Annotated in this window: 23 protein-coding genes; 1 reads left to right on the top strand and 22 read right to left on the bottom strand. The window is 33.3% G+C overall.

Features of this window, described 5'->3' with window-relative positions; all coding sequences use genetic code 11:
- Positions 1–10: 10 nt before the first annotated feature.
- The 15 genes from CD150_RS08900 to CD150_RS08830 form a co-directional block, all read right to left on the bottom strand.
- The gene (locus CD150_RS08900) at positions 11–979 is read right to left on the bottom strand and encodes an alpha/beta hydrolase fold domain-containing protein (RefSeq protein WP_073344237.1); all 969 of its coding nucleotides are present in this window, start codon (positions 977–979) and stop codon (positions 11–13) included.
- Between the two features lie 104 nt (positions 980–1,083).
- Positions 1,084–1,605 carry a GNAT family N-acetyltransferase gene (locus tag CD150_RS08895; protein WP_046206756.1) on the bottom strand — a complete coding sequence of 174 codons (522 nt, stop codon included), beginning with the start codon at positions 1,603–1,605 and terminating at the stop codon, positions 1,084–1,086.
- 225 nt (positions 1,606–1,830) lie between these two features.
- A complete protein-coding gene (locus CD150_RS08890; protein ID WP_073344240.1) occupies positions 1,831–2,160 on the bottom strand; it encodes a thioredoxin family protein in 330 nt (109 codons plus the stop codon).
- A gap of 115 nt (positions 2,161–2,275) precedes the next feature.
- Positions 2,276–3,259: a D-cysteine desulfhydrase family protein gene (locus tag CD150_RS08885; RefSeq protein ID WP_073344243.1), complete on the bottom strand. Its 984-nt coding sequence runs from the start codon at positions 3,257–3,259 to the stop codon at positions 2,276–2,278.
- Between the two features lie 28 nt (positions 3,260–3,287).
- Positions 3,288–3,803 (bottom strand): VOC family protein, encoded by a 516-nt coding sequence (locus tag CD150_RS08880; protein ID WP_046206753.1) that lies wholly within the window; start codon positions 3,801–3,803, stop codon positions 3,288–3,290.
- Between the two features lie 146 nt (positions 3,804–3,949).
- Entirely contained in the window at positions 3,950–4,513 is a 564-nt protein-coding gene (locus CD150_RS08875) for a GNAT family N-acetyltransferase (RefSeq protein ID WP_073344250.1), read from the bottom strand.
- A gap of 184 nt (positions 4,514–4,697) precedes the next feature.
- Positions 4,698–6,092, bottom strand: a complete 1,395-nt coding sequence (locus tag CD150_RS08870; RefSeq protein WP_046206751.1) for a YfcC family protein — start codon at positions 6,090–6,092, stop codon at positions 4,698–4,700.
- 748 nt (positions 6,093–6,840) lie between these two features.
- Positions 6,841–8,583, bottom strand: a complete 1,743-nt coding sequence (locus CD150_RS08865) for a pyruvate oxidase (protein ID WP_046206750.1) — start codon at positions 8,581–8,583, stop codon at positions 6,841–6,843.
- 81 nt (positions 8,584–8,664) lie between these two features.
- A complete protein-coding gene (locus CD150_RS08860) occupies positions 8,665–9,351 on the bottom strand; it encodes an LrgB family protein (RefSeq protein WP_103161506.1) in 687 nt (228 codons plus the stop codon).
- Positions 9,352–9,738, bottom strand: coding sequence for a CidA/LrgA family protein (locus tag CD150_RS08855; RefSeq protein WP_046206748.1), 387 nt, complete (start codon positions 9,736–9,738; stop codon positions 9,352–9,354).
- A 422-nt stretch (positions 9,739–10,160) separates the two neighbouring features.
- Positions 10,161–11,036 carry a cidABC operon transcriptional activator CidR gene (gene cidR, locus CD150_RS08850; protein WP_046206747.1) on the bottom strand — a complete coding sequence of 292 codons (876 nt, stop codon included), beginning with the start codon at positions 11,034–11,036 and terminating at the stop codon, positions 10,161–10,163.
- 247 nt (positions 11,037–11,283) lie between these two features.
- The gene (gene nhaC, locus CD150_RS08845) at positions 11,284–12,744 is read right to left on the bottom strand and encodes a Na+/H+ antiporter NhaC (RefSeq protein ID WP_081338766.1); all 1,461 of its coding nucleotides are present in this window, start codon (positions 12,742–12,744) and stop codon (positions 11,284–11,286) included.
- Positions 12,745–13,182: 438 nt separating this feature from the next.
- Entirely contained in the window at positions 13,183–14,157 is a 975-nt protein-coding gene (locus CD150_RS08840; RefSeq protein WP_073344259.1) for an SMP-30/gluconolactonase/LRE family protein, read from the bottom strand.
- A gap of 196 nt (positions 14,158–14,353) precedes the next feature.
- The gene (locus CD150_RS08835; protein ID WP_103161505.1) at positions 14,354–15,634 is read right to left on the bottom strand and encodes a hydroxymethylglutaryl-CoA reductase, degradative; all 1,281 of its coding nucleotides are present in this window, start codon (positions 15,632–15,634) and stop codon (positions 14,354–14,356) included.
- Complete coding sequence (locus CD150_RS08830) at positions 15,634–16,788, bottom strand: thiolase family protein (RefSeq protein ID WP_073344265.1); 1,155 nt, start codon at positions 16,786–16,788, stop codon at positions 15,634–15,636. The genes CD150_RS08835 and CD150_RS08830 overlap by 1 nt, the downstream gene beginning before the upstream one ends.
- Positions 16,789–16,890: 102 nt before the next feature.
- Here CD150_RS08830 and CD150_RS08825 point away from each other — a divergent pair, with 102 nt between their 5' ends.
- On the top strand, positions 16,891–18,063 hold the full coding sequence (locus CD150_RS08825) for a hydroxymethylglutaryl-CoA synthase (RefSeq protein ID WP_103161504.1): 1,173 nt from the start codon (positions 16,891–16,893) through the stop codon (positions 18,061–18,063).
- A gap of 236 nt (positions 18,064–18,299) precedes the next feature.
- Here CD150_RS08825 and CD150_RS08820 read toward each other — a convergent pair whose 3' ends face one another.
- The 7 genes from CD150_RS08820 to CD150_RS08790 form a co-directional block, all read right to left on the bottom strand.
- On the bottom strand, positions 18,300–19,859 hold the full coding sequence (locus CD150_RS08820; RefSeq protein WP_073344271.1) for a BCCT family transporter: 1,560 nt from the start codon (positions 19,857–19,859) through the stop codon (positions 18,300–18,302).
- Positions 19,860–20,024: 165 nt separating this feature from the next.
- Complete coding sequence (locus CD150_RS08815) at positions 20,025–20,558, bottom strand: methylated-DNA--[protein]-cysteine S-methyltransferase (protein ID WP_073344274.1); 534 nt, start codon at positions 20,556–20,558, stop codon at positions 20,025–20,027.
- A 271-nt stretch (positions 20,559–20,829) separates the two neighbouring features.
- Positions 20,830–22,215 carry an MFS transporter gene (locus CD150_RS08810; RefSeq protein WP_073344277.1) on the bottom strand — a complete coding sequence of 462 codons (1,386 nt, stop codon included), beginning with the start codon at positions 22,213–22,215 and terminating at the stop codon, positions 20,830–20,832.
- Between the two features lie 214 nt (positions 22,216–22,429).
- Entirely contained in the window at positions 22,430–23,122 is a 693-nt protein-coding gene (locus CD150_RS08805) for an alpha/beta hydrolase (protein ID WP_073344280.1), read from the bottom strand.
- A 45-nt stretch (positions 23,123–23,167) separates the two neighbouring features.
- On the bottom strand, positions 23,168–23,632 hold the full coding sequence (locus CD150_RS08800) for a hypothetical protein (RefSeq protein WP_073344283.1): 465 nt from the start codon (positions 23,630–23,632) through the stop codon (positions 23,168–23,170).
- Between the two features lie 325 nt (positions 23,633–23,957).
- Positions 23,958–25,133, bottom strand: a complete 1,176-nt coding sequence (locus tag CD150_RS08795) for a M20 family metallopeptidase (protein ID WP_073344902.1) — start codon at positions 25,131–25,133, stop codon at positions 23,958–23,960.
- A gap of 76 nt (positions 25,134–25,209) precedes the next feature.
- On the bottom strand, positions 25,210–26,607 hold the full coding sequence (locus tag CD150_RS08790) for an MFS transporter (RefSeq protein ID WP_103161503.1): 1,398 nt from the start codon (positions 26,605–26,607) through the stop codon (positions 25,210–25,212).
- Positions 26,608–26,719 lie beyond the last annotated feature (112 nt).

Here is a 26,719-nt window from a genome sequence, read left to right as displayed (position 1 = left end):
TGTGATTATGTTAGTCTATAATCTTTTTTAACTTTTTGATAAATTGTGCTCTTTCAGGAATTGGGAAAATAGGATGAATATGAAATAGTTGGTATCCTGGGATAAAGTTATGGTGAATACCTTGAGCATTTAACATTCGCGATAGCTTAACAGCATCTGGATAAAGTGTTTCTTTGGTACCTATTGAAATAGTCATTCTTCCTAATCCATTGAATGTTCCATATATTGGCGATACTCTCCAATCCGTTAATGACAGTTTGTCAGCCCATAAGCTAATTAAATATTTGCTTCCTGCAACACCTAACATAGGATCAATTTTTTCATATCTATGAATTTCTGGATGACTAAATGTACCATCCAGCACAGGTGAAATCATCACAATATCGCTTGGCTGTGGTAAGTCCAACGTTCTCAAATATTGTGCGAAAGATAATGCTATTTGACCTCCAGCCGAATCGCCCATAATAACAATACGCTCAGAACTCATCTTTTGATCTAATTCATATCTATAAATTTCTTCTAGTAATTCGAAAGTTTCCTTATAAGTTGCGTGTGGAATTTTTGGATATATTGGCATGATTACTTTTGCGTCAAATGCTGTTGCCAACATATCTATATATTCGAAATGATATGGCAGCGGATCTTGGAACCATGCACCACCATGAATGTATATCACTACTTTTTGTTGGTGATCTTCTCTATCATTCACAACATAATTGGTTATATCGTGCAATTTTTTAGTATAAACGGCATTGTCAAAGTTATAATCCGTGCCTGCATACTCGCCTTGCGTTTGTGCTTTTACAGACGCAAGCGCCTTTTGTGCGTTTATTTTCTTTTCAAATGGCTGTTTCATCTTTGTCGCTCTAATCATTATTTCATACAAAAAGCTTTGATAACTACGTTTTTCTATAAGCTTGGCAAATAAGTATGAAGCTATCACGCTAACACTTGCAAAGGTTAATATTTTTTTTAGCATCTTATACTACCTCCAATAAACGATTGATTTATGACTAGAAGGTTAAGCTCAATTATTAGATAGGTCACTCAAAATATTAATATGTATTGATAACTTATATTAAGTTAACGTTCGAGTATAGCTGAATCTATTGAAAATGATTGATTTATCATCATTGACATATATAGTTCATCATAAAAATGATGATCCATATAAATAGATTCATGTTTAATACCTTCAATTTTAAAGCCTAATTTTTCATAAAATTTAACTGCCGGAGTATTGGTTGTAATGACCGTTAATTCAAGTCTTCTTAACCCTTTCCGCTCTGCCCACTTTATTGTTTCTTGAAACATCTTTGTAGCTAATCCTTGATGATGTTGTTCATTTAACACGCCTGTCACGATGTAACCGATATGTTTAATTTTAGCTAACCTACTAATATGTACAGATAAATATCCTAAGATATCATTTTCATCTGTTTTAACACCAATATAAAAATTATGTTTAATATCATCAACAAGGCTATCTTTATTAAAACTTCTTTCATCAGGTAAATAAAGCATGTATTGTGTCTCTTGATCAATCTTTTTCATGCAAGTATACAGCGCTTCAGCTTCATTCGGACATATTCTTTCTATGCGCATAAATACTCCTCCTCAATTCAATAGATTAATCTTATCATACATTATTTTTATTATATATGATACTTGTGTTTTAATTTACCTCTTTTTTATTTTAGACAATTTATTTTTAAATATAATCCTTTTAAATTGAAACATCCTATTATTAGTATTACTTTTATGTTAATACACTAACAACAGGATGTCTAAGCACTTATAATATACAATTTTTATCTATTTCACTTTCACTTATGATTTTAAACTTTCATGCATCATGGATAATTGGTGTTCTAACTGTTGCATATCAATAAATCTGCCTTGGCGATGCATTTCTTTACCGTTGAGAAAGATTAAATCAACTGGTACCGTAAATATTGATAATTCACCAGCAATTGCTTCTACATTACTTTGATTAATCACGCCTAACGGTATGTCTGGAAATTCGCGCATCAAGTCTTCAATTTGTGGCAATACCGCGTGACAAACACTACAATTTTCTCTCATTACGTGAACGACTACGAGCGGATATTTGTTAATAAATGAATGATATTCATCCATAGAAGTTAATGTTTGCGTCATTTAGAACACCCTCCTTAATTATAAAGTGTTTAATATTATGCACTATATACAGTCTTTTTAGCAATTTATTTGCTTTAGACTACAAAAAGTTATCATAATCCTCAATCTCAATTTATTATAAATTGTTATCGAAATGTGGCAGCAATTGTTGAATACGTGTTCTTGTTTCTTCTGTATAACCTTGTAAACCACCCGTATGAATAAACAAAATTGCTTGTTGATCATCATATTTTCCTGCTTGAATTTCTTTAACCATACCTCTAAAAGCTTTCCCTGTATAAGTTGGGTCTAATACAATACCTTCTAGTTGTGCAATGTCAATATAAAATGCTAATTCTTCATCTGTTGCTTGCGCATAACCTAATCCAATATAACAGTCGTTAATGGTGATTGTATCGAATGTGTCTATGCTTTCATCTAAATGATTAATGATTGTTTGCACTTTATTTTTAAAGGTCGCTGCACTTTCATTGACTGCATAGCCAATTATCTTAGTATCAAGTTTATTACTGTGCTTACCAAACCATAAACCTGCATATGTGCCACCTGAACCTACGGCGACATTAATAGAGTCAAAATGACAACCTAATTCGGCTGCTTGTCTTAAAATTTCTTCAAAGGCATTGATATAACCATGCGTGCCTATCCAATCTGATGCACCCGTTGGTATCATAAAAGGTGTTTTATTTTTGCCTTCTAGTGTATGTCTCAATTGAGTCATCGCTATTTCTCTAGACTGATTGTCGTCGATCACATGTATATGTGCGCCAAACATAGCGTCTAAAAATAAATTACCTTCAAAAGCTTTCATGGTGCCTTTTAGTACGAGATGACATTCAATTTGATACTTTGCACATAGTGCTGCTGTTGCTCTAGCATGATTAGATGTGATTGCACCGGTTGTAATAATCGTATCGTATCCATGATCAATTACATATTGTATCGTATATTCTAACTTTCTTACTTTATTCCCTGATATTTCTGTGCCAGTATAATCATCTCTTTTAATATAAATTTCTTTGCCTAAACGTTGACTTAAGTGCTCTAACTTATGAATAGGTGTGGGTAAGTTGGCGACATCTAATTTTTTGCTTAACATTACTTTTGACCTCCTGTGTCAATATTTCTTACACGTCTGGAATAAATACGCTTGCCTCGCTATCTTTAGGATAGTAATAACCATTTGGTATTGTTTGTAATTCAATCAAACTTCCCCATGGTGTTTTCACATATACAGTACGATTACCATCTGTATCTTCATATTTTGTATTACTATGAGGTTCAGAGATAGGTCGTCCCCCAGCTTGTTTAATTTTATTAAGCGATGTTTCAAAGTCATCCACGTAAAACGAAATATGTGTATAACCAATATCTTGTAAATTTACGGCGCTTTTTTGGTTGGCTTGTACAAATTCAAACATCTCTATATTAGGACCATCATTAAACACCATCATTCTTTTTTTTACAATTTCAGCGCCATTCTCCAATCCTAATACATGTTCAACAAATTGACCTCCTCTAGGTTCATCCATTTTAGTTTGGCTATCATAAGCAATACGACCACCTAAACCTTCCTTGAAGAAAGCTGTTGCTATTTCAATATCAGGTACAGTTAAACCAATATGATTAATGCCTCTAGCCATCAAGTCCGTAACCCCCTTTTTTATCATCTTTTTGTCAGCGTATTGCCAAAGTAAATATGGGTCATTTCAATAATTTAACAATTGCTTGAGTATTGGATACACCAGATACAATTAAGCATGCTTGATATAGACAATCAATCTTACGTTTAATTATTTTCTGCCAAATCATAATGATCTCTTAATAAAACATAGCGATTCATATCTTGAAAATTTTCACCATCATTCATGTCTTGAACGTCAGTAGCGACAAAATGAAAACCTGCATTTTCAGCAACTTTATTGCTAGCAATATTTCGCACATCAGCGATAATCGTGAGTTTATTTAGTCCTAAAATTTTAAATGCATAGCCACATATAAATGCAACACTTTCTGTCGCAATTCGTTTACCTGTATAGCCTTTCGCCAGCCAGTAACCTATTTCTGCTTTGCTGTTTTTTAAATCTATTTTATGTAAATCTATTGTGCCAATCAGTTTATCTTCGTAATAGATTAGAAATAATTGACCTTTACTTTCAGCTTGATGTTGTATCATCATTTTTATATATGATTTTTCTGCATCTACAGTGAGATCCTCTGTAATAAAATCTAAAAATCGAGATAAATGCGCGAAATTTTCTTGAATGGTTTCAAATAATGCCTCGGCCATTTTAAGATCTGGCGGTCTCAATGTAACTTTTGGCAGTATTTCTATAAATGGTCTATATTGCATTGCCTCACCTTCTTTACTTGTGTCTTATCTCATATCTTATTTGTAATTTCTGAATATTTCAACATTTTAATAATTAATAATATAAAAATAGGCGTATATCCAATATTCAATTCATACTTTAATATCAGATACTACGCCTAACAACATAAATTTCAACTTAATTGTATGACTTAGTCCATATTGATTAATAACCTATCATCAAGGCAATTGACATACCAATACAACATATAATGACCCACACTAAAATTAATTTCCAAGCAAATTTTAGCCACTGTGTATAGGATATCTTTCCAACAGCTAAAGCACCCATTAAAATTGCAGAAGTTGGAAATAAGACGTTACTGATTGAATCACCATATTGGAATGCAAGTACAGTAATTTGTCTATTGATATGTAACAAGTCGGAAATTGGCACCATGAGTGGCATAGTAGTTAATGCTTGTCCAGAACCTGATGGTATAAAGAAATTTAAAAAGAATTGCAAGATAAACATCGCGATAATTACTGCCGACGAAGGGACATCTGTAAGCAAAGTAGTCATACCATGGACGATGGTATCTATTACCTGCCCGTCTTCTAAAATAACAATAATACCTTTAGCAAAACCAACAATCATTGCGCCAAATAAAATATCTTTCATACCTTCTATCATAGCTTCAAAAGTCCCGTTGATGCCCAACCCACCAATGACACCTGCAAGTAAACCTGCTAATAAGAAGTTAGCACTCATTTCGTTAAAGGACCAACCATAATTAAAAATACCAAACACATTTAATATAATCGCTGCAACAATGAGCAATAAACCTACTTTTTGTCGCTTTGTAAAGCGTGGTGTATCCATCGTTGCTGTAGATTGTCCTTCAGCTTGTTCCAGTTCGTAAACAATACTTTTCGACATATCTTGTTTCACTTTACGCGCATATATCATTACTGTTGTAATAGCTGCCAATAAAATAAAAATATAAATAATCGAACGCAGTCCCCATCCTGAAAATAGTGGCAACTCTGCTACAGATTGCGCGACACCAACAGTAAATGGATTTAACATACCACCAATAAAACCACTTGCTGCTCCAAGTATAACCATTGCAGCTCCTGTCAACGCATCATATCCTAATGTTCTTGCTATAATAATCCCAATAGGAACAAAGATAATTGTTTCTTCTGCTAATCCAATTGAAAATCCTAATATAGAAAATATCGTCATAGTCAATGGAATCATCAATACTTTATAAGAACCTAATGTGCTCATAGCTTTATTCACACCATTTTCAAAGGCTCCTGTTTTATGGACAATACCGAATGCGCCACCTACTAAGAAAATGTAAAATACAATTTCTCCTCCACTCAATAACCCTTCCGGAATCGCCCGAAATATATCAAAAAACGAAACGCCATGTTGTGATACTTCTTGATATGAACCTGATATAACCAATGTTTGTCCGTCTTTTTTTTCACGTGCATATTCCCCTGCTGGTATTAAATATGTGAGCAAACTTGCTACAACAATGATAAATAACAACAATGCATATGTATGCGGCGTTTTAAATGTTATCCTTTTGAAAATTGATTTGAACATTTTAAATATCCCCCATTAAATTGTTTTTAATTGAAAAATACTATGACTTAAAACTGACCTGATAAATCAATTTAATAAATAACTATTATAATAATACACTTTATAGATATTATGCTGAATTTTCAATCTATTTTTAAATATCTTAAATTAAATCATCAAATCATCTTTTTGAAAAAGTTTTAAAAAGTGTATTATTAATCTCTTGATAATTAAAATATTGTGATTTTGTCCGTGCATGCTTGCCTGGGAATATGATTCGAGCCTGTAGTCTCTCACTCATATCTTTTCCCTAGGCGTCAGCACGCTACAAAATCACTTTGTATTTATAAGTACAAAACAGTACTTTTACTTAAAACAATACTCACAAATAAATTTAATATGAGCTGGTTTCAAATTATTTAAAACGTAATGTAATCTATAAAAATATTAATTTTTTCATTTTTACTAAATGATAAACTTAACTTGTAACGAACGTTATATACTACTTTTATTCTTAAAATATTGTGGTTTTGTCCGTGCATGCTTGCCTGAGAATATGATTCGAGCCTGTAGTCTCTCACTCATATCTTTTCCCTAGGCGTCAGCACGCTATAAAATCACTTTGTATTTATTAGATTTCTATCCGGCCGCAACTTGATGCAAAACTTTACAAAGCAAAAAACGCCAATTCCTATCATATTTCAATAGGAATTGGCGTTTAATCTTAGTCTGAGAAATTAAAGTCTCTGAATCTTTTATTTATAATGATTTAGAAGAAACGTTTGACAGCTGTTGACATTGGTGGAATTTCATCTAAATCTAATTTTTTATCTTCTGTAATAGATCTGTATGCCCATTTACCATAGTTAATAGCTTCATCTTTTACAATTTTACCAGGTAGTGGTGCAGCATTTGGATCAACATAAACATTGACAATAGTTGGTCTATCTTGAGCCATTGCTTCTTCTACGACTTCATCAATTCTATTTGGATCTTTAAGTGTATAACCAACACCACCACAACTTTCAGCAAATTGTGCTAAGTCTATGTCAGTGAAGTTAATTGCATATTCTAACTCTCCAGCAGCTTGTTGTTCATATTTAATAAATGATAATTCTTGGTTGTTTAAAACAAATATAGTCATTGGTAAATCATATTGAACTGCTGTTGCAAAGTCTTGCATTACCATTTCAAATGCACCGTCGCCTGCTATACCAACTACTTGACGATTAGGATAAGCACGTTTTGCTGCCAATGCACCTGGTAGCGCACAGCCCATCGTACCTAACCAACTAGAAACGATAAATTTATTATTTACTGTTAAATCTAAATAACGTGTTGACCATACAGTAGATGTACCGACATCGATTGAGAAAATCGCGTCATCTGTTTTTACTTGGTTGATTGCATCCATTAGACGTTCTGGACGAATTGGTGAACTTTCATCTGCTTTATCTTTATCCATCCAAGAATCCCAAGTCGCTTTTCTTTCTAATGTTTTATTTAAGAAGTCGCGATTTTTCACATGTTTAGCACTATCTGTTAATTGTTGCAATGCTAATTTACTATCACCAATAATACCAGCATTTACGTCAAAACGATGTCCAATATTTTCTGGATTTGTATCGATTTGAATTGCTTTGATATTTTTCTTAGGTAAATAGTCAACATAAGGATAGTTTGTACCTACCATTATTAGTAAATCAGCATCTTGAATCGTTTGATAAGATACTTTAGTACCAATTTTACCTAAGTTACCTAAATTATATGGGTGTGCATCAGCTAAGATACCTTTTGCTGGTAAAGTAATGATTGAAGGAATTTTAACCGCTTCAATAAATTCTTTCACTTCATCTTTAGCATGTTTAGCACCAGTACCAATAATCATAACTGGACGTTTACTTTTGTTGATCAACTTAGTAGCTTTTTTGATGCTACGTGGTTTTGGTGCAATACGTGCTGGTGGCGCAGTGTCCACTGGTGTATTTGTTGTATCTTTCACTTTGTTTGTCAATAGGTTATTTGGCAGAATTAAAACTGCAACACCTTTTTTCTCATAAGCTGTACGAATAGCTTCATTAACAATACCAAATATATCTTTATCATTTTCAGAGATTTGACGATTATAGACTGCCACATCGTCTACCATTTTACTGATATCTGTTTCTTGGAATGCTTTTGTTCCTAGTGCTGTACTATCTGTTTGTCCTGCTAAAATAAGTTGAGGCACATTGTCCATTTTGGCATCATACATACCATTAAGTAAGTGAACGACACCTGGTCCACCGATACTTAATGCAACACCAATTTTACCAGTTAATTTTGTATGACTGGCAGCTGCTAAACTTGCTACTTCTTCATGACGCACATGAACAAATTCAATATTATCTCTTTCAGTTCTTAAACTATCTACTACTGCATCTATAGAATCTCCTGGAATACCATATAAATGATCTATTTCCCATGCTTGTAATGCTTTTACTAATGCTTCATTTGCTTTAATTTTTGCCATTGTAAAAATTGCTCCTTCCAAATTTTAACGATTTATTTATTATCCCTTAAAATAGTTAATACTGTGCTTTAACACTATTGCTTAATATAAAAAGATTATGAGTATCGGGAGGACGATTGAACTTAATAATGCAGTCAAAATCATTCCAATTGAACTAAACGCGCCTGCTTCTAAATCAATATCAAGTGCTTGAGCTGTACCAAAAGCATGTGATGCATTACCAAAAGTTAGGCCTTTTGCAATAGAAGTTTTAAATCTTCCGAACTTAATCAAATATGCACCTAAAATGCTCCCGATTAAACCAGTTGCAACGATAAATAACACTGCTATGGCATCAACACCACCCATTTGGTGAGATACCTGAATACCTACTGCAGCTGTAATTGATCTTGGCAACATCGTAACAATAACTTCTTTTGAATAACCAAACATTTTTAATATGACATAAACAAATGCAAAGTTCAAAATTACTGCTGTAATTACACTGCTAAATATAGTTTTACCATTAGCTAATATTTTATGACGATTTTGATATAGTGGATATGCTAATGTTACAACTGTACAATTTAATAGTTGGTGTATCCACTTACCACCGACCATGTACTGTTGATAATCTAAGTTAAATAATAATAATACAACGATAATTCCAATCGATGATATAAGGGCAGGGTTTAAAAATGGGCTCCGGTATTGAAATTGTAATTTTTTTGCTCCAACGTACATACAAACTGTCAATAGTATCATTAACAATGCTTTTAGAAGTACCATCTAATCTTGACCATTCCCGTATTGTTCAGCTTTAACCATTTTTTCAGCAATAAAACCTGAAATTAAAGCAACACAACATGTGCCTAGAACAATCATGATAAAGAATAAAACAAAATTAATATTAATCATACTAGCGACATCCATAATACCTACGACAGATGGAACAAAGAAAAATACCATGGTAGCTAAGAAAAATTTAGAGCCTTCTTCTACCCATTTTGTCGGAATAATTTTAAATTGCAGTAATAAGAAAAATAAAATTAATCCAACAATACTGCCTGCAATCGGAATATCAAAAATCATTTGAATTTTATTACCAATAAAAGTAATACCCATAATAATTAATGCTTGAAACATAATTTTGACAATCTTTAGCGCTACCTGCAATACTCATCACCCTTTTTAATACTTTTGAACTGCTGACTTTTAACTACTTTGTTGATTACATGACTAAGTATAACGCGCCATTAAATATAATAAAAATATTGTTTTTTCATAATACCTATTACTATTTTCTATGAAAGCGATTTTACATATTCCAAATAGCTATAACCTATTAATTTGATCGACTACTTTTCGATGTATCTTTTCAAATGACTTTTTAAGTATCGTTTTTTACAGCTAAAAAATAGCGGGAATAGGTTTGAAAACAAAACATTCTTTTGATTCCCAAACTACTCCCACAAATATACGGATTATTAAACATCATGATTAACATTTACACGATTATTAACGCATTATTGAGCTAATCATTCTATTCAAATGTTGCTCATACCCTTAGATAAGTACGTAGCGCCAATCTGCTTCTTTTATAAACGTTGCTTCATAAAATCTATCCATTGTCTTGTTGCATAACTTAAATATTTATCTCGTTTCCATATCACACCTAATTCCCAACTCATGCCTGGATCTTCAAGTGTTATATTTTTAAAGTCACTGTCTAATAAACCTACGATATTTTCCGGTAAAATACTGACACCTAGATGAGCATTTAACAGATTTTCAATAAAGTTCCATTGTGAAATCTTAGATATTGTATTAGGTATATAACCGGCATTCTTTGCTGCTTCAATAATTTTATCATTCAAGTAAAAATCTTCATTAAAAAGGATAAAGTCTTCGTCTTTTAACATGCTCATTTTCACTTGTTGATATTGCGCAAGACGATGTTCTTTATTCAAAACTAATTTCAACTCTTCTTGATATAACGGCAACGAATGGAAAATAGACTGGTCTACTGGTAAAGTTGTAATACCGATGTCAATTTCATCATTAATTAATTGATGTTCAATCATTTTGCCACCATTTTCCACTAAATTATAAGTTACATTAGGATATTGTTGATGGAATTCACCTAAAATATGTATAAATTTATTCATATTCATGACTGCAGACAAACCAATACTAATATGACCTGTTTCTAAACCTAGTAGACTATTAATTTCTTTAGGTAAATCTTTGTATAAAGATAGGATTTCTTTACTTTTATGATAAAAAACTGAGCCAGCATCTGTTAGTACAAGTTGGCGTTTGCTTCGATCAAACAGTGGCATATCCAATTCTTTTTCAATGTCTTTAATCGCTTTACTTATTGTTGGTTGGGCGATATATAATGATTTAGATGCATTTGTCATACCATGTTGATTTACGACTTCCACAAAATACTTCATATGTTTAATATCCATATATATGCTCCTCTATATTAAACTTCAATTTGTATATCCTAGTATACGGTTAAATAACTTTTTTTCAATCTTTTAAATCAATTCATCATTTGGAACATTAGCATGATTATCACGTTGACAAGCTAAAGTGACTCGAGTGCTCAAATTTTTTTGCTAAATTTCACTATAAAAGGAGAAAACAAGTAAGTGTCACTTGTTTTCTCCTCTGTTTAGATTAAATGATTAATTTTTATAAAATTCAAAAAAATTAAGCTAAGTTAGTATTATCTGTATGCGCCTTATCTGAATCTTTTAATTTAATTATTTTAAACCCAATGTAGCCAAAAATGACTGAAATTATAGGAACAGTGTAATTCACAATAGCAAATGGTGCATATTCCATTACCGATACGCCTAGCGTTGATGCAATAAATACGCCACACGTGTTCCAAGGAACGAATACTGACGTCAACGTTCCACCATCTTCTAATGCCCTAGATAAGTTTTTAGGATGTAAACCCTTGTCTTTAAAAGCACTCGCATACATTCTAGAAGGTACAATGATAGATATGTATTGTTCTGAACATGTAAAATTAGTACCAATACAAGAAACAATGACTGATGCAATCAATGAACCAGTTGTTCTCGCTACTTTTAAAATCACTGAAATCAATGCAGATAACATGCCTGAGTATTCCAGCACACCACCAAAAGTCATCGCTACTAACGTCAATGAAATCGTATAAAACATTGATTCTAATCCGCCTCGATTAAATAATTCATCTACAAGTTTATTACCTGATTCAATCGTATATCCTGTTTGCAAAGCTGTCAGCGCTTCTGTTATTGTTCCACCTTGCACAAAAATTTGAGCAAAAAAACCAAATATAATACCGACGCAAATGGCTGGTATCGCTGGGACTTTGAACGTGACCAATACAATAACTACTAAAGGTACTAACAACAACCATGGTGAAATTACAAAATTATCTTGCATAGTGCTAAGAATTGCATCGATGCGTTTCGTATCAAAATTTTTATTGCCATACTGCATACCAATAAAGAAAAATGCAATTAATGCAATAATTACTGCCGGAATAGTTGTATAGAACATATGCTTAATATGTTCAAATAATTCAACGCCAGATAAGCCTGAAGCAAGATTTGTTGTATCCGATAATGGGCTCATCTTATCCCCAAAATAAGCACCACAAATGACTGCACCAGCAACCATACCAGGAGAAATCCCCATACTAACTCCAATCCCCATTGAAGCTACACCAACAGTCGCCATTGTAGACCAACTACTTCCAATCGCTAACGCTACGACACCACATAATATAACTACAACTGCTAAAAAATACCGCGGATCTATTAATTGTAGTCCATAATATATCATCGTTGCTACAACACCACTACCAATCCATGAACCAATAACTAAACCTACAAGTATAATAATAACAATCGCTGGCAATGCATGCCGTATACCCTTGTACATCATTTCTTCTACTTCACTAAATTCATAACCATGTAGCATTGTCACAATAATCGCTACCGCAGTACCTATCATTAATGGTATATGAGGTTCTTTTTCTAATACCGCCACAGTTATTAACATAGTAATAATCATAATTGACAATGTAACAACTGCCGACGTAACTCCTAATGGCTTCTTTAAATCCTGTTTTTCATCGTTATGCTTATCTTTTGACTTTAAAATAGCAAACACCTACCTTTGTTAATTTATATCATACTTAAAAATGTATTCGCTTTCAATAGTGTATTTATAAATTTTTAATGAATTTTATCTCAATTAATTTATTGTTATACTTAAAATTAACAAAACACCTCGCCTTACGATCGTGTTTATAAACTTCAATTAACAATTTAATGCTATGATTTCTACATAATTAATATACAAAAACTACTAACAAAGGTAGTGTATACTGAAAAAGTCTGGGACGACGTTGATTCGTCCCAGACTTTCATATTGTCAGTCATTAAGTTAGTAGGAGTTAAACATGTACTTTAGCTCAGTTAATCACTTTATGCTTTGTTTAATGCTTGTTGTTCTTGTTGTTCTTGTCACGATGAGATGACGAAACCTTATTAAAAAATCGAGATTCCTGTCCCACTCAATGACTTAAAACGCTTTTTTTATCCTACTTTAATGAAACTGGTAGCTATGATGACCTTTTGCAAATCCCTTTGCTGTATAAATCCAAGAACCGCCACCTTGTTCAATATCATTGGCACAAATCACTAATTGATCCGTTCCTGGAATAAATGCTGGATGTGTTGAACGAAGCATATGCCCTTGAGCGCGTCCTGGTATTAAAATTTGTCCAATAGGATAACCTTTTTTATTAAACACTAACACTCTGCCTTGTCCGTACATTGCAACATATAAATTATCATCACTGTCTATACAACATGAATCTGGCCCTTCATGGCCAGTAAAATGATAAGGTATAGAAGCACCAAATGGTGCAATGGTTACGCCATCTTCTAGTAAATCAATGCGATGTAATCGATTCGCATTTGTTTCAGTTACCCATAGTGTTTTTTCGTCAGTACTTAAAGCTATGCCATTAGCAACTGCTAAATTTTGAATCACAGGCGTTATGGATTTATAATCTGGCGCAACATAATATACACCGCCTTTAGGATTTGTAGAGTATCCTCTAAAATCAGTGAAATAAAATCCACCTTTACTATCAAACACTAAATCGTCCACACAGTATTCTGTATCAATGTCTGACACAATCGTTTCTTCTGCTTTTCCTTCAGCATTAACCGCAAACACGCCACCCGAACGTTCGAAATCACCCAAATAACAAACAAATAGTCTTCCATCTTTATGGATTTTAACAGCTGCAGGATTTTCTTTATGTGATTTAAAAAGCTGAGTGACTTTTTTGTCTGGTAAAGTCACGTGAAAGATAGTTCCACCAAATACTTCACAAAGTGTTAAATCTCCATTTCTATTAAAGCATAACCCTTCTAATTGTAATCCTTCATCTGAAATTTCCAACCACGGTTCTGCAGTAATTGTTTGTAGGCTTTGTTCCGATGCTAAAAGTGGCACCACAGAATGATTCGTGTGATCATATGATAATGCCGGTATATTATTGCCCATCATATTCCCTCATTTCTTTTAATCTTTTCATTTATATTATATTGAACTCAAATCCCAAAATAAAATATTTATAGTTTAATTCACAATGATTGATTGTACAAAAAGACGGAGTAATGAAAACAATGTATCATCACTCCGCCTTTCATATAAAATGTTTTAAAGACACGATTACACCTATTATAAAAACATCATTTAATTACTAATGTGCTTCTCTCATTTGATTGAGAATTTGTTCTGCCATAGCCGCATTTGCGCTCGGCTTTTCTTTTAACAATTCAGCGACTTTCGTAATTTCGTCACCTTGAGCACCTACGACAATTGCTAATGATTTATATTGTAAACTCATATGACCTTTTTGAATACCTTCTGAAACAAGTGCACGACATGCAGCGAAGTTCTGAGCTAAACCAACTGCAGCTACAACATGACCAAGTTCTTGTGCCGAGTCAACTTTCATTAAATCTAAGGCAGCACGTGCAATAGGTAATACACGTGTCCCTCCACCAACTGTTGCCAATGTCATTGGAACCTCAATCGTACCAACTAATCTTTGACGTGATGCATCATATTGCCAAGTAGCTATGCCTCGATACTGTCCATCTTTACTCGCATAAGCATGAGCACTGGCTTCGGCGCCGCGTGTATCATTACCTGTAGCTAAGACAACTGCGTGAATACCATTCATAACACCTTTGTTATGTGTTGCTGCACGATGAATATCTACTTGCGCTAACACAGATGCCCTTTCCATTCTATGTGCTACTTTGGCCCCGTCACGTCCATCTTTCGATAGTGATTGGACATCTATCTCGCCTTGTACTTTAACCACAGAAGCAGTGGCATGGTTAGAAAGAATACTCATCAATATATCTACATCTTCAATTTCTGTTTTTAAATATGCAGAAATCCCCTCTAATATTGTATTTAACATGTTAGCGCCCATTGCATCTTTCGTATCTACAAATACTTTGAGTGATACTAACTGTGCTTCAGGAAAAGTATCTATTTCAACTCGACGATAACCGCCACCTCTTTTAATAATACTGGGATAAGACTCATCTGCAATTTGCTTAATTTTTGGTTCAAGATTTTTAATATTTTGAGATAAGCGTTGGGTATCCTTTACGTTATCAAAAACAATTTGTCCAATCATTAACCGCTCACTAGCGATGACATGAAAACCTCCTGCTTCATTAACTAATTTTGCACCATAGCTTGCAGCTGCAACAACAGAAGGTTCTTCAACCATCATTGGAACAACATATGATTTGTCATCTACAATAATTTCAGGTAGTAATCCGACAGGTAATGCACCTTGACCGATCACATTTTCAATTAAACTGTTAGCTATTTCTTCTGGAATTAAAGGATGTGTTAATAACATATCCTGATTTTCTTTATTCAACCAACCATATTCGACTAAACAGTTTAACTTTTCTTCACGTGATAAATGACGAAAATCTTTGCCTAATGGTAACATCATGCATCCCCCTTTTCTACATATAATGCGATACCTAAACCGCCACCAATACATGCAGTTGCAATACCATTTTGTTTATTTTCTTGCGATAAGATATTCACTAAAGTTGTCACCAACCGCGTACCACTCGCACCTATAGGATGACCTATAGCAATAGCACCACCGTATAAGTTAAGCTTATCAGGATGTATCCCCAAATTATTTTTAACCGGTATACTTTGAGCAGCAAACGCTTCTGTCATTTCTACAACTTCAATATCATTTATGTCTTTCTTAGCTTTTGCTAATAATTCCGTCACTGCATGGTACGGTGCGTACCCCATATAGGCAGGATCACAGCCAATTTCCGCATGTTCACCTAATGTTGCAATAATTTCAAATCCTTCTTGTTTTGCATAATCTACATCCATCAAAATAATTGTTGATGCGCCATCGTTGATACTTGAAGCATTCCCTCCTGTGACAGTACCATCTTCTTTAAATATTGTTTTTAATGTGCTTAATTTTTCAACACTGCTATTTCCACGAATACCTTCATCTGCTGTCATTAATTGGCCTTCACTATCTGTTAAGGGAACAATTTCATTATCAAATTTACCTGAGCTGGAAGCTTGCGCCGCTTTATGTTGCGAGTCATTCGCAAATTCATCTTGTTGTGCTCGTGTGACATTATATTTTTCTGCTATTTTCTCTGCAGTAACGCCCATTGGTACATTTAGAAATGCATCAGTTAAACCGTCATGCATAAAACTTTCTACTGGCGCTACATCTTCGTTAAGTAGTATTTTAGGAGCATTGGTCATACTTTCAATGCCTCCTACTGCTACTACTTTTGCTTCACCTAATTGAATTTGTTGTTTGCCTAATATAATCGATTTCAATCCTGAACCACAGACTTCATTAATAGTCATCGCAGGTGTAGTATTAGGTACACCTGCGTTGATACTAACTTGTCGCGCAGGATTTTGACCATTTCCAGCTTGAAGTACATTGCCATAAATGACCTGCTCTATCATTTCAGGTTTGAGATTAATTGCTGACATTGCAGCTTCTAACGATTTTGTACCTAATTCTACTGCAGTATAATTACTTAATTTTCCTCTGAATTTTCCTATAGGTGTCCGCTTGGCACTTACGATTGCTATTTTTTTCATTATTATTCTCCTTCTGAACATGTGGTAAATCATTGTATTTTATACATGTGATTTGATATGATACAATTGCTTATTTATTAAAGAAAGGTGTCGATACACTTTATGACAGTTGGTATTGATCAAATCAATTTTTATGTTCCAAATTTTTATGTAGACATGGCTAAACTTGCCGAATCTCGTCAAGTTGACCCAAATAAATTTCTTATTGGTATTGGGCAAAATGAAATGGCAGTCAGCCCAATGAGCCAAGATATTGTATCTATGGGTGCCAATGCTGCCAAAGAAATCATCTCTGAAGATGATAAAAAACAAATTAGCATGATTATTGTTGCAACTGAATCTGCTATAGATTCTGCTAAAGCATCTGCAGTTCAAATACATAATCTTTTAGGTATTCAACCATTCGCACGTTGTATTGAAATGAAAGAAGCTTGCTACGCTGCCACGCCTGCAATTCAATTAGCGAAAGATTATATCGCTAGCCGTCCCAATGAAAAAGTTTTAGTTATTGCTAGTGACACTGCGCGCTACGGCCTAGAATCTGGCGGTGAGCCAACGCAAGGTGCAGGTGCAGTTGCTATGATGATAACACAAAACCCACGTATTCTTGAACTAAATGATGACGCAGTTGCATTTACAGAAGATGTATACGATTTTTGGCGTCCAAGTGGACAACCGTATCCACTTGTAGATGGTGCATTATCAAAAGATGCCTATATCCACTCATTTCAAGAAAGTTGGAATGAATATGCACGTAGATATAATACTACACTAGATACATTTAAATCATTATGTTTCCACGTGCCATTTACTAAAATGGGTAAAAAAGCACTTGATTCTATCTTAACTGAAGATATCAACACAGAAACTAAAGAACGATTAACTTCTGGATATGACGCGGCAACTTATTACAATCGTTATGTAGGTAATATTTATACTGGGTCATTGTACTTAAGCTTGATTTCATTATTAGAAACACATACCGATTTAAACGCTGGTGATACAATTGGTCTATTCAGCTATGGTTCAGGCTCTGTTGGTGAATTCTTTAGCGGTAAATTAGTAGAAGGTTATCAAGATGCGCTTGATATAGAAAAACATAAAAATCTATTAAATCATCGTACAGAAATCTCTGTTGACACATATGAAACATTTTTCAAACGTTTCGACAACCTTGAATTTGACCATGATGTTGAGCTAGCAAATGAAACAAAAGGTATTTTCTATCTCGAAAGTATCAATGATCATATTCGTAATTATAATACATTAAATTAAGTTTCAATTCACTTAATCTTATCTCACTTTATTCAGAATGATTAATGACATAAAAAGGTCTATATCTGAATAACTTTATCTAACATCAAAGATTATTTATAAACCCGTAAATGAATTTTTAATATTCACTTACGGGTCTTTTTATATAAAAGAAAGAGGATGCCTTTTACTTCACTTACATAAAGGCATCCTCTTTTATCATATTAAAGTCACTATGTTGAAATTTCCTATAAGAATTAATCACGATTTGTTTCGTTTAAATCTTGTGTTTTAATCTCTCTTTTAGGTTGTAACGATAACCCTAAATATTTACGCTCTTCATTTCCATCTTTATATAAGGAAATCATCATTAAGATAACGACAAAACTAAACGGTAAAGCAGAAATAATTGCCGCTGATTGTAATGCATCTAGTCCAGTATCACCACCAGCTAATAATAATACGTAAGCGATCGCTGCTAATGCAAGACCCCATACAATTTTGATAAATCCTGAAGGATTCAATGTACCATATGCAGTTTGCATACCTAGCACAAAGGTTGCAGAGTCTGCAGAAGTGATAAAGAATGAAGCAATTAACGCTAACGCAATAATTGATAATACAAAACCAAATGGTAACTCATTAAAAATACCGAACAATTGCGTTTCTGGTGGCATTTTAAATATCTCGCTATGAGCTTGTCCAACATCTATGCCAGTTACACCAAAAGCACTAAACCAAATAATACTAATCACAACTGGTACGCCTAATACGGCAATTACAAATTCGCGAATACTACGACCTTTTGAGATTCTCGCAATAAATATACCCACGAATGGACTCCAACTCATCCACCAGCCCCAATAATAAATCGTCCAACTTTTCAACCACTCAGCTTTTTGTTCATTTAATGGTGCTACATCTAAACTATTAAAAATCAGTGAATTAAGGTAATCACCAGTACCGCTTGTCATCATATTTAATATCAATACGGTTGGTCCTACAATAAAGATAACAATAAGCAACAATGCTGCTAAAAACATATTTAAATTACTTAAATATTGGATACCTTTACTCAAGCCACTCCATGCACTATATAAAAATAATACGGTAACTACAGCAATAATAATTCCTTGAACAACAGAGTTATTCGGCACACCAAATAAATAATTTAAACCACCGTTTATCTGTATTGCCCCTACACCTAAAGAAACCGCAACACCAATAATAGTTGCAAATACCGCTAAAACATCAACTATGACACCAATTGGGCCATCTACTCTATCGCCCAACACTGGTCTTAGCGTTCTAGAAATTAAGCCATTTTCTCCTTTACGAAATTGAGAATATGCCAAACCTAATGCCACTACGCCATAAACTGCCCAAGGATGAAATCCATAATCAATAAATGAAGACCTAAAGGCTTGTGCCATCGCTTCTTTCGTTTCAGGATCTGCTGTTGGCGGTGCTAAATAATGTGATATCGGTTCTGAAGAACCATAAAACACCAAACCTATGCCCATACCTGCACTGAATAACATCGCTAACCAAGATACTGTATGAAATTCTGGTTTATCTGTCGGTTTGCCTAATTTCAATTTTCCAATAGGACTGAATACTAAAAATACACAAAAACCTAAAATCACTGTATACAGTAACATATAATACCAACCAAACGTTTTCGTCACCCAAGAAGAAATAACACCAGTAATTTCTCCAAATTTAGCTGGAAAAATAGCTCCAATAACTACTAATAAGCCTACGACTAGTGCTGAATAAATAAACACACTAGAAAACGACTTTTTTGTATTATCCAAATTTTCCACCCCTCTAATAATAATAAAAAAGACGTTTTATAGGATAACACACTGAGCAAGAGAAACAACTTTATATTTTCAGAAAATTTTATTGATAAAAAATACAAAATGTATAAAATAATAATATTTATTTACAATAATTTTCAGTCATGAGCAGATTTACGCTTAAGGTTTCGTACTATATTTTGGTCTGTAAAGCGGTTGCATATCTACTTTTTCCAATTTCAACAACTCTATTTTTGTATCAATGCCACCACCGTATCCAGTAAGACTGCCGTTTTTTCCAACGACTCTATGACATGGAATTATAATAGAAATCGGATTTGTACCAACCGCACCACCAACTGCTTGTGAAGACATATTTGGCTTATTTCTTTTAACACCTATTTCTTTAGCAATTTCACCATAAGTAACAGTCTCTCCATATGGTATTTTCAATAAAACATCCCAAACTTGCTCTCTAAATTCGGTTCCTATAGGTTTCAGTGCAAAATCAATTTTCGGGTTATTTCCTGAAAAATATTTATCGAGCCAACTAATAACTTTTTCAAAAACTGGTAATTCCGCTTCTGTTAATGCCTCGTCATAATTTGATTCGAAATCATCGTGTTTCGGTAACCACAAGCCTGTAATTGCTTCACCATCTGACGTAAGTGCAATCCGACCAATCGGTGACTCATAATATGTTTTATAGTGCATCATACCACTTCTTTCTAGTATATTTTGTGATTATCATAATCCTTTTATATTTTAATGTAAAATAGATACAGTCGATACAAGTCATGATAGAAAAACTCGGTAATCACGCTTTAAGTCATTGTATAGCAACAAGATCAGATTTACTTATTTACTACATTTTGTCATGAAATATATTCCTCATAATCACTCCATTTCACATGTTTAATAAAAAAAGGCGTGGAACGAATCATAATATCAGACTCAACCTAGCGATTAATAAACGAAATACCCTTCACTGACTCACTTTCCGTGTTGGTATAACAAGTGCACTTGCTAATACACCACATAATACTAAACAAGTCCCCATGATAAAACCTACACCCGCTGCAATGTGTATGCTTTGACCACTTTGAATTATACCAGTAAAAATAGAAGTCATAATTGCTATACCGAATGCACCACCTAATGTAGATCCCATTTTAAAAATCCCTGAAGCAACACCTACTTTTTCCGGTGGAGTCGTAGAAACGGCCGTACTTAAAGCTGGTGTCGCAAATAATCCTGTACCGCCACCAAAACATATAGCACCAATTAGCGCTACAACAATATAAAGCGTAGTATCAAAAAATGTCAAACTGAACATTAATACACCCAAGCCAGTAAATATTGGGCCAATAATCATTGCGCGTTTTGCACCAAATCTTTTAATACTCTTCTCACCTAAGCGAATGACTAGCAATAATGAAATTAAATAAGGTAAAGTTAACAATCCTGCTTGGAAAGCTGTTAATTTCAAGCCGGATTGTACGTACATATTTAATAAAGCAATCACACCTACACCGGTATTCAATAAAAAGTTAGCTAAAACGGCACCAATATAAGGCCTATTTTTAAATAAATCTAAATCGATAAACGGCACCTTTTTGACACGTTCTACTTTGAAAAATATGTATATACAAATTAAAAATATGACAAATAAGATTACTGTTACAGCATTTAACCAACCTATTTTATAGCCTTGCGTGATGACAAAACTAATGCTACCAATCATAATAATAAAAATGATTAAACCGATATAATCAAACGGGCTCGTTTCTGCTTTATTAATACGACTTTCTGGTAATTTACGCAGTAAAACTAAAGCTACAATTGATAATATGATCGATAATATAAAAATAGACTGCCAAAAAATAAATGTAGCCAGTGCTCCTGCAAAAAAGGAAGATAACCCAGTACCACCAAATGCACCGATTGACCAAAAACTGAGTGCTTTTTGTCTATCATCACCGTCAAAAAAATCATTCACTATAGAAATTGTGGCTGGCATGATAATCGCTGCAGAAAGTCCCTGTACAATACGACCAAGTAGTAGCATTACAACATTTCCTGAAGCAATCAACATCAAAGAACCAACAATACTTAACACTAAAGCAATTCTCGTCAATTTCACTTTACCAAATTTATCTGATATATTCCCAGCTACTACCATAAATACACCTGTTACAAATGAGGTTAGACTCACTGAAATATTTACGATATCCGGACTCGCATCAAAAGTAGTTTGTATTTTAGGTCCAATATTTAAAAATGCTTGGGCAAATAACCAGTATGTTAATATAGATAAAACAATACCAGTTAATAACTTACTACCTGAAACTTTTTCTATTTTCACTGTCATAAAAGCATCCCCTATTTCAATGTTAATAACGATATATTCATTCATGTATTTTACAAATCTGAAAATTGCAATCAGTGATAATACAATTTATAAAAATACATATAACTAAAATATTACCATTATTTTATTGAAAAGGGGGATATTGACCGCAGATTATTATGAATTTTCTGATAATTTAAACTAAATACTTAATTTTTTCTTAAAATTGACAATATCAAAATAATTTCTTAATTGCTTTAGCAAAATAGCTTTTAAAATACAATACATTGTGTTTACCGTTCCTATTAGTAGTATAATAAAATATTGCTTTGTCAGAAAACAGTAATTCACTTAATATATCTACAGCGAATTCTGTTCGAAGAAACATCTCTTGTTTCATGCTAAATTGTTGTTGTCCTTCGAGCGCTCCGACATACCAATAAATTTGTTTGCCATCTTTAATAACGGTTTGTTGTTTCATAAACTGTACAAATCCTGGGTACCATACAGAAGGTGATATTAATATGTAGCTGCCAAAATTTTCTGGACTTTTAAATAATGTATACAAAGCAAGTAATCCACCTAGTGAAGCGCCAGCTATACAGATATCTTCGTTTCTTTGTGATATATTAAAACATTTTCTTAAATAAGGAAGCAAATGCTTAGTCATCCATAAAATATAAGCATCCGCTTCCCCTTTATAATGAACCCCATCTACAACCGTTTCCCATGGGCTATAATCCTGATTTCTATTGTTGGACTGTACTCCAACCAATATCATATCTCGCTCAATATCTTTAAATAACTCGTCTCCATCTTGCACTAATATAAGTGAATAACCACTTTCTTTTGCTTCATCGTATGCTTTGGGCAATTTCACAAAAATATCATGTTGTTGAAAATGAATTTTAAATGTTCCAATATTCATTTTAATCACCACTTTCTCAGCAGTTCAAATACACATAGATTTTAACTAAGCAAAATTAAATAAGTTTATTTTATTTTTCTTAGCATATTCTAATGCTAAAATTTCTAAAATATTGATAAAAGCTAAATTATCTTTAACCTTAATGTATTGAAACTTTAAATTTTTTTCACTTGCCTTAATATTTTTCATTTCTGCTTCATCTAAACCATGATGCGCTAAATACGCTTTTCTAAATTTTGCAGTACCAGCGTCTGAAGCTGAATTAAATTGGCCTAATTTATCAGATAAATCTTTTTGTGTAAATTTAAAACCAGTCATAAATCCACCAGCTTGCCCAACAAATATTGGTTTTTTATTTTCAAAAATTACAAAAACACCTTTTTGTTCTGCGACTTTACTTCTACTTTCATTATCAAAACTCAGTGCGTTTGCTTTATCATACTTAAATAATTTCTTTAATTGCTTTTGATAATCATCTAACAGGGCGTTTATTTTTTTCTCGCCATTCAATGTAATCATTCCTTTCTTTTTTTCAATTTACATATACACTAAATGACCTAATATTAAACCTTTTGTTATCATGATCACTTTTTTAATTAACGAAAAACCTCATTAGTTATTTAATGTAATTTTATTTTTGTCCTATATCAACGTGTGATTTATACAACAAAAAAACAGGTGTATACGTATGGTTTATCAAGTAATAAACCTCGTATGCGCCCGTTTTTTATTCATAAATATTAATTAGGTTTATCATACTAATCAATATTCTACTATCGTAAATCATGTATTCTACGGCAATAGAAATGTATGGTAACTTTCATAAGTAATTGTATTATTTAAGATAATTTAATACTGTTAATCCTACTGCTTCTGCAGAAACTCGCATTGAACTTTCACTGATATTAAATTTAGGATGATGGTGGGGATGGATTTCACCATTTTCTGGTGCAGCACCAGCATAAATAAATGTGCCTGGAATTGTTTTTGCATAGTAAGCAAAATCTTCTGAAGGCGGTTGTGGTTCACATCTTTCAACATTTTTAATGGCATCAGTATCCGCTTCTTTTATTGTGTCTACAACAAATTTTGTAAACTCAGGATCATTGTACAATGCTGGGTAATCATCATGGTAGTCTAATTCACATTTGACACCAAACATCGCTTCCAATCCATCTGACAAACGCGTCACTTCTTTTTTAATTGTGTTTTTAGTATCATCTGTTAACGCACGTACGTCACCTTCTATTTCAACACTATCTTTAATCACATTGAATTGTCCTTTACCATCAAATGAACCTATGGTAACAACACCTGTTTCAAATGGATTTAAGCGTCTGGAAACAACGGTCTGTATAGCATTTACAAAATATGCACCTGCTACAATACTATCATTTGCTGTATGTGGCGAAGAGCCATGTCCGCCTTGACCATTGACTTTAAGCTTAAAGAAGTCACGCCCAGTTTGTACATTTCCTTCTCGATAATAGATATTACCTGCAGGCATATGACTCATGACGTGAACACCTAGTACGTGATCAACACCATCTAAAACACCATCTTTAATCATTGACTGAGCACCACCAGGAGGTACTTCTTCGGCAGGTTGATGTATAACAACCACTTTACCATTAAATTGGTCTTTCATTTCAATAAGTGTCTCTGCAAGAATCAACATATATGCAGTATGTGCATCATGCCCACATGCGTGCATCACACCATCATTTTTAGAAGAAAATGCTAGACCCGTGTCTTCTTGAATTGGTAAAGCATCGAAGTCAGCACGAATTGCGATTGTCTTACCTGGTTTACCGCTATCTATAATAACTTTCAAACCATTTGGTCCTACATTCGTTTCAACCTTACAATCTTTACCTTCATAAAACGACTCTATATACTTAGGTGTTTCTTTTTCACAAAATGATAGTTCTGGGTGTTGATGTAAGTATCGACGTATCTCAATCATACGTGCCTCTTTTTCTTTCAATTTTTCAATCAGTTGTTTCATGATAATCATTCCTCCAATGAAATATACGATACCTTAATGTCATTATATACTTTTCAAATGACAACGTTGTAATATTGAATTATGCTTTATTTTGTTTCTTAAATGATGGCACAGCTAAAAGAATAATAACGAATGAAAGCAATGCCATTAATACATTTAGCCATAAACCAGCCATCGCTCCAAATTTCACATTTGTAGCTTCTGTAACAACGCCATATAATGCTCCTGATAAAGCTATACCAAACGCACCACCTAATGAGGAAGCCATTTTATAAATACCCGATGCTACACCAACTTTATCTTCAGGAGAATTAGATATCGCCATATCTGTAGAAGGTGTCGCATAAAAACCTAATCCTAATCCGTATAGTAAATAACCTATGATACATACTACGACATATAGTGCGCTTGGCAAAAATGTAAATGATATTAAAATAATACCAACCATATTAAATGTTGTACCTAACAACATCGGTTTTTTAGCACCCACTTTTTGTAAAACTTTTTCACCGACTCTAATCATCAACAATACAGTAACCAAATATGTAATCGATAAAAGTCCTGTTTGGAATGCGTTGAAACCTATACCTTTTTGAACGAATGTATTGGCTACCAGCAAGGCACCTGCAACACCATTAAGTAAGAAATTTGATAATGTCGCGCCTGTATAAGCTTTATTTTTAAATAATTTAAAATCAATTAATGGATTATGCTTTTTGTTTTCAACTATGACAAAAGCTATAGTTGTGATAATAAATACAATAAGCAATCCTATTATTATAGGTGAAAGCATGCCAAATGTACCACTTTGCGTAATCACGACATTAATACTTAACATCATAACTACAAAAAGAATTAGCCCAGTAAAATCAAATTTCAAGTTTGTTGTACTATCAGATTTCGTTTCCGGTGTCCCTTTTATTAATAACATTGCAATTAGTGCAACAATGATAGATAAAATAAAAATCCATCTCCAACCAATAAAAGTTGAAACCATACCACCGAATAAAGATGCTAAACCTGAGCCACCCCATGAACCAATCGACCAGTAACTCAGTGCACGCTGTCTATCTTTACCTTCAAAATATGTCTTCATAATTGCTAAAGTTGAAGGCATGATTGCTGCTGCTGATAAACCTTGAATTACCCTTCCTATGATAAGTAGTATTGGTAGATTACTAATTATAATCAATAAAGAACCAATGATACTTAACCATAAACCAAAATATGTTATTCTCACACGTCCTACTTTATCCGCTAGACTTCCTGCACCAACAACAAACATCCCTGAGAATAATGCTGTAATACTAACAACTATACTGATTGTACCAATATTACTATTAAATGATTGTTGTAACGTAGGAACTACGTTTAATAAAGATTGCGCAAATAACCAAAAAGTGACAACCCCTAATACAATACCTAATATTAATTTGTTGTCACCTTGATAACTCTTCGTATTTCCCTGTTGCGTCATTTGTTCATCCTCCTAAAATATTTTTAAAATGACAAATAGGGAAGATTAGCTTAGTTGGAAAATGTACTTATCTCTCGACATTTTCAATAAATCAATAAATGATACTTGCTAT

It is taken from the genome of Staphylococcus ureilyticus, assembly GCF_002902235.1.
Classification (GTDB): Bacteria; Bacillota; Bacilli; order Staphylococcales; family Staphylococcaceae; genus Staphylococcus; species Staphylococcus ureilyticus.
Note: the sequence above shows the minus strand (reverse complement) of the source record. Positions and strands in the feature narration are given on the sequence as shown.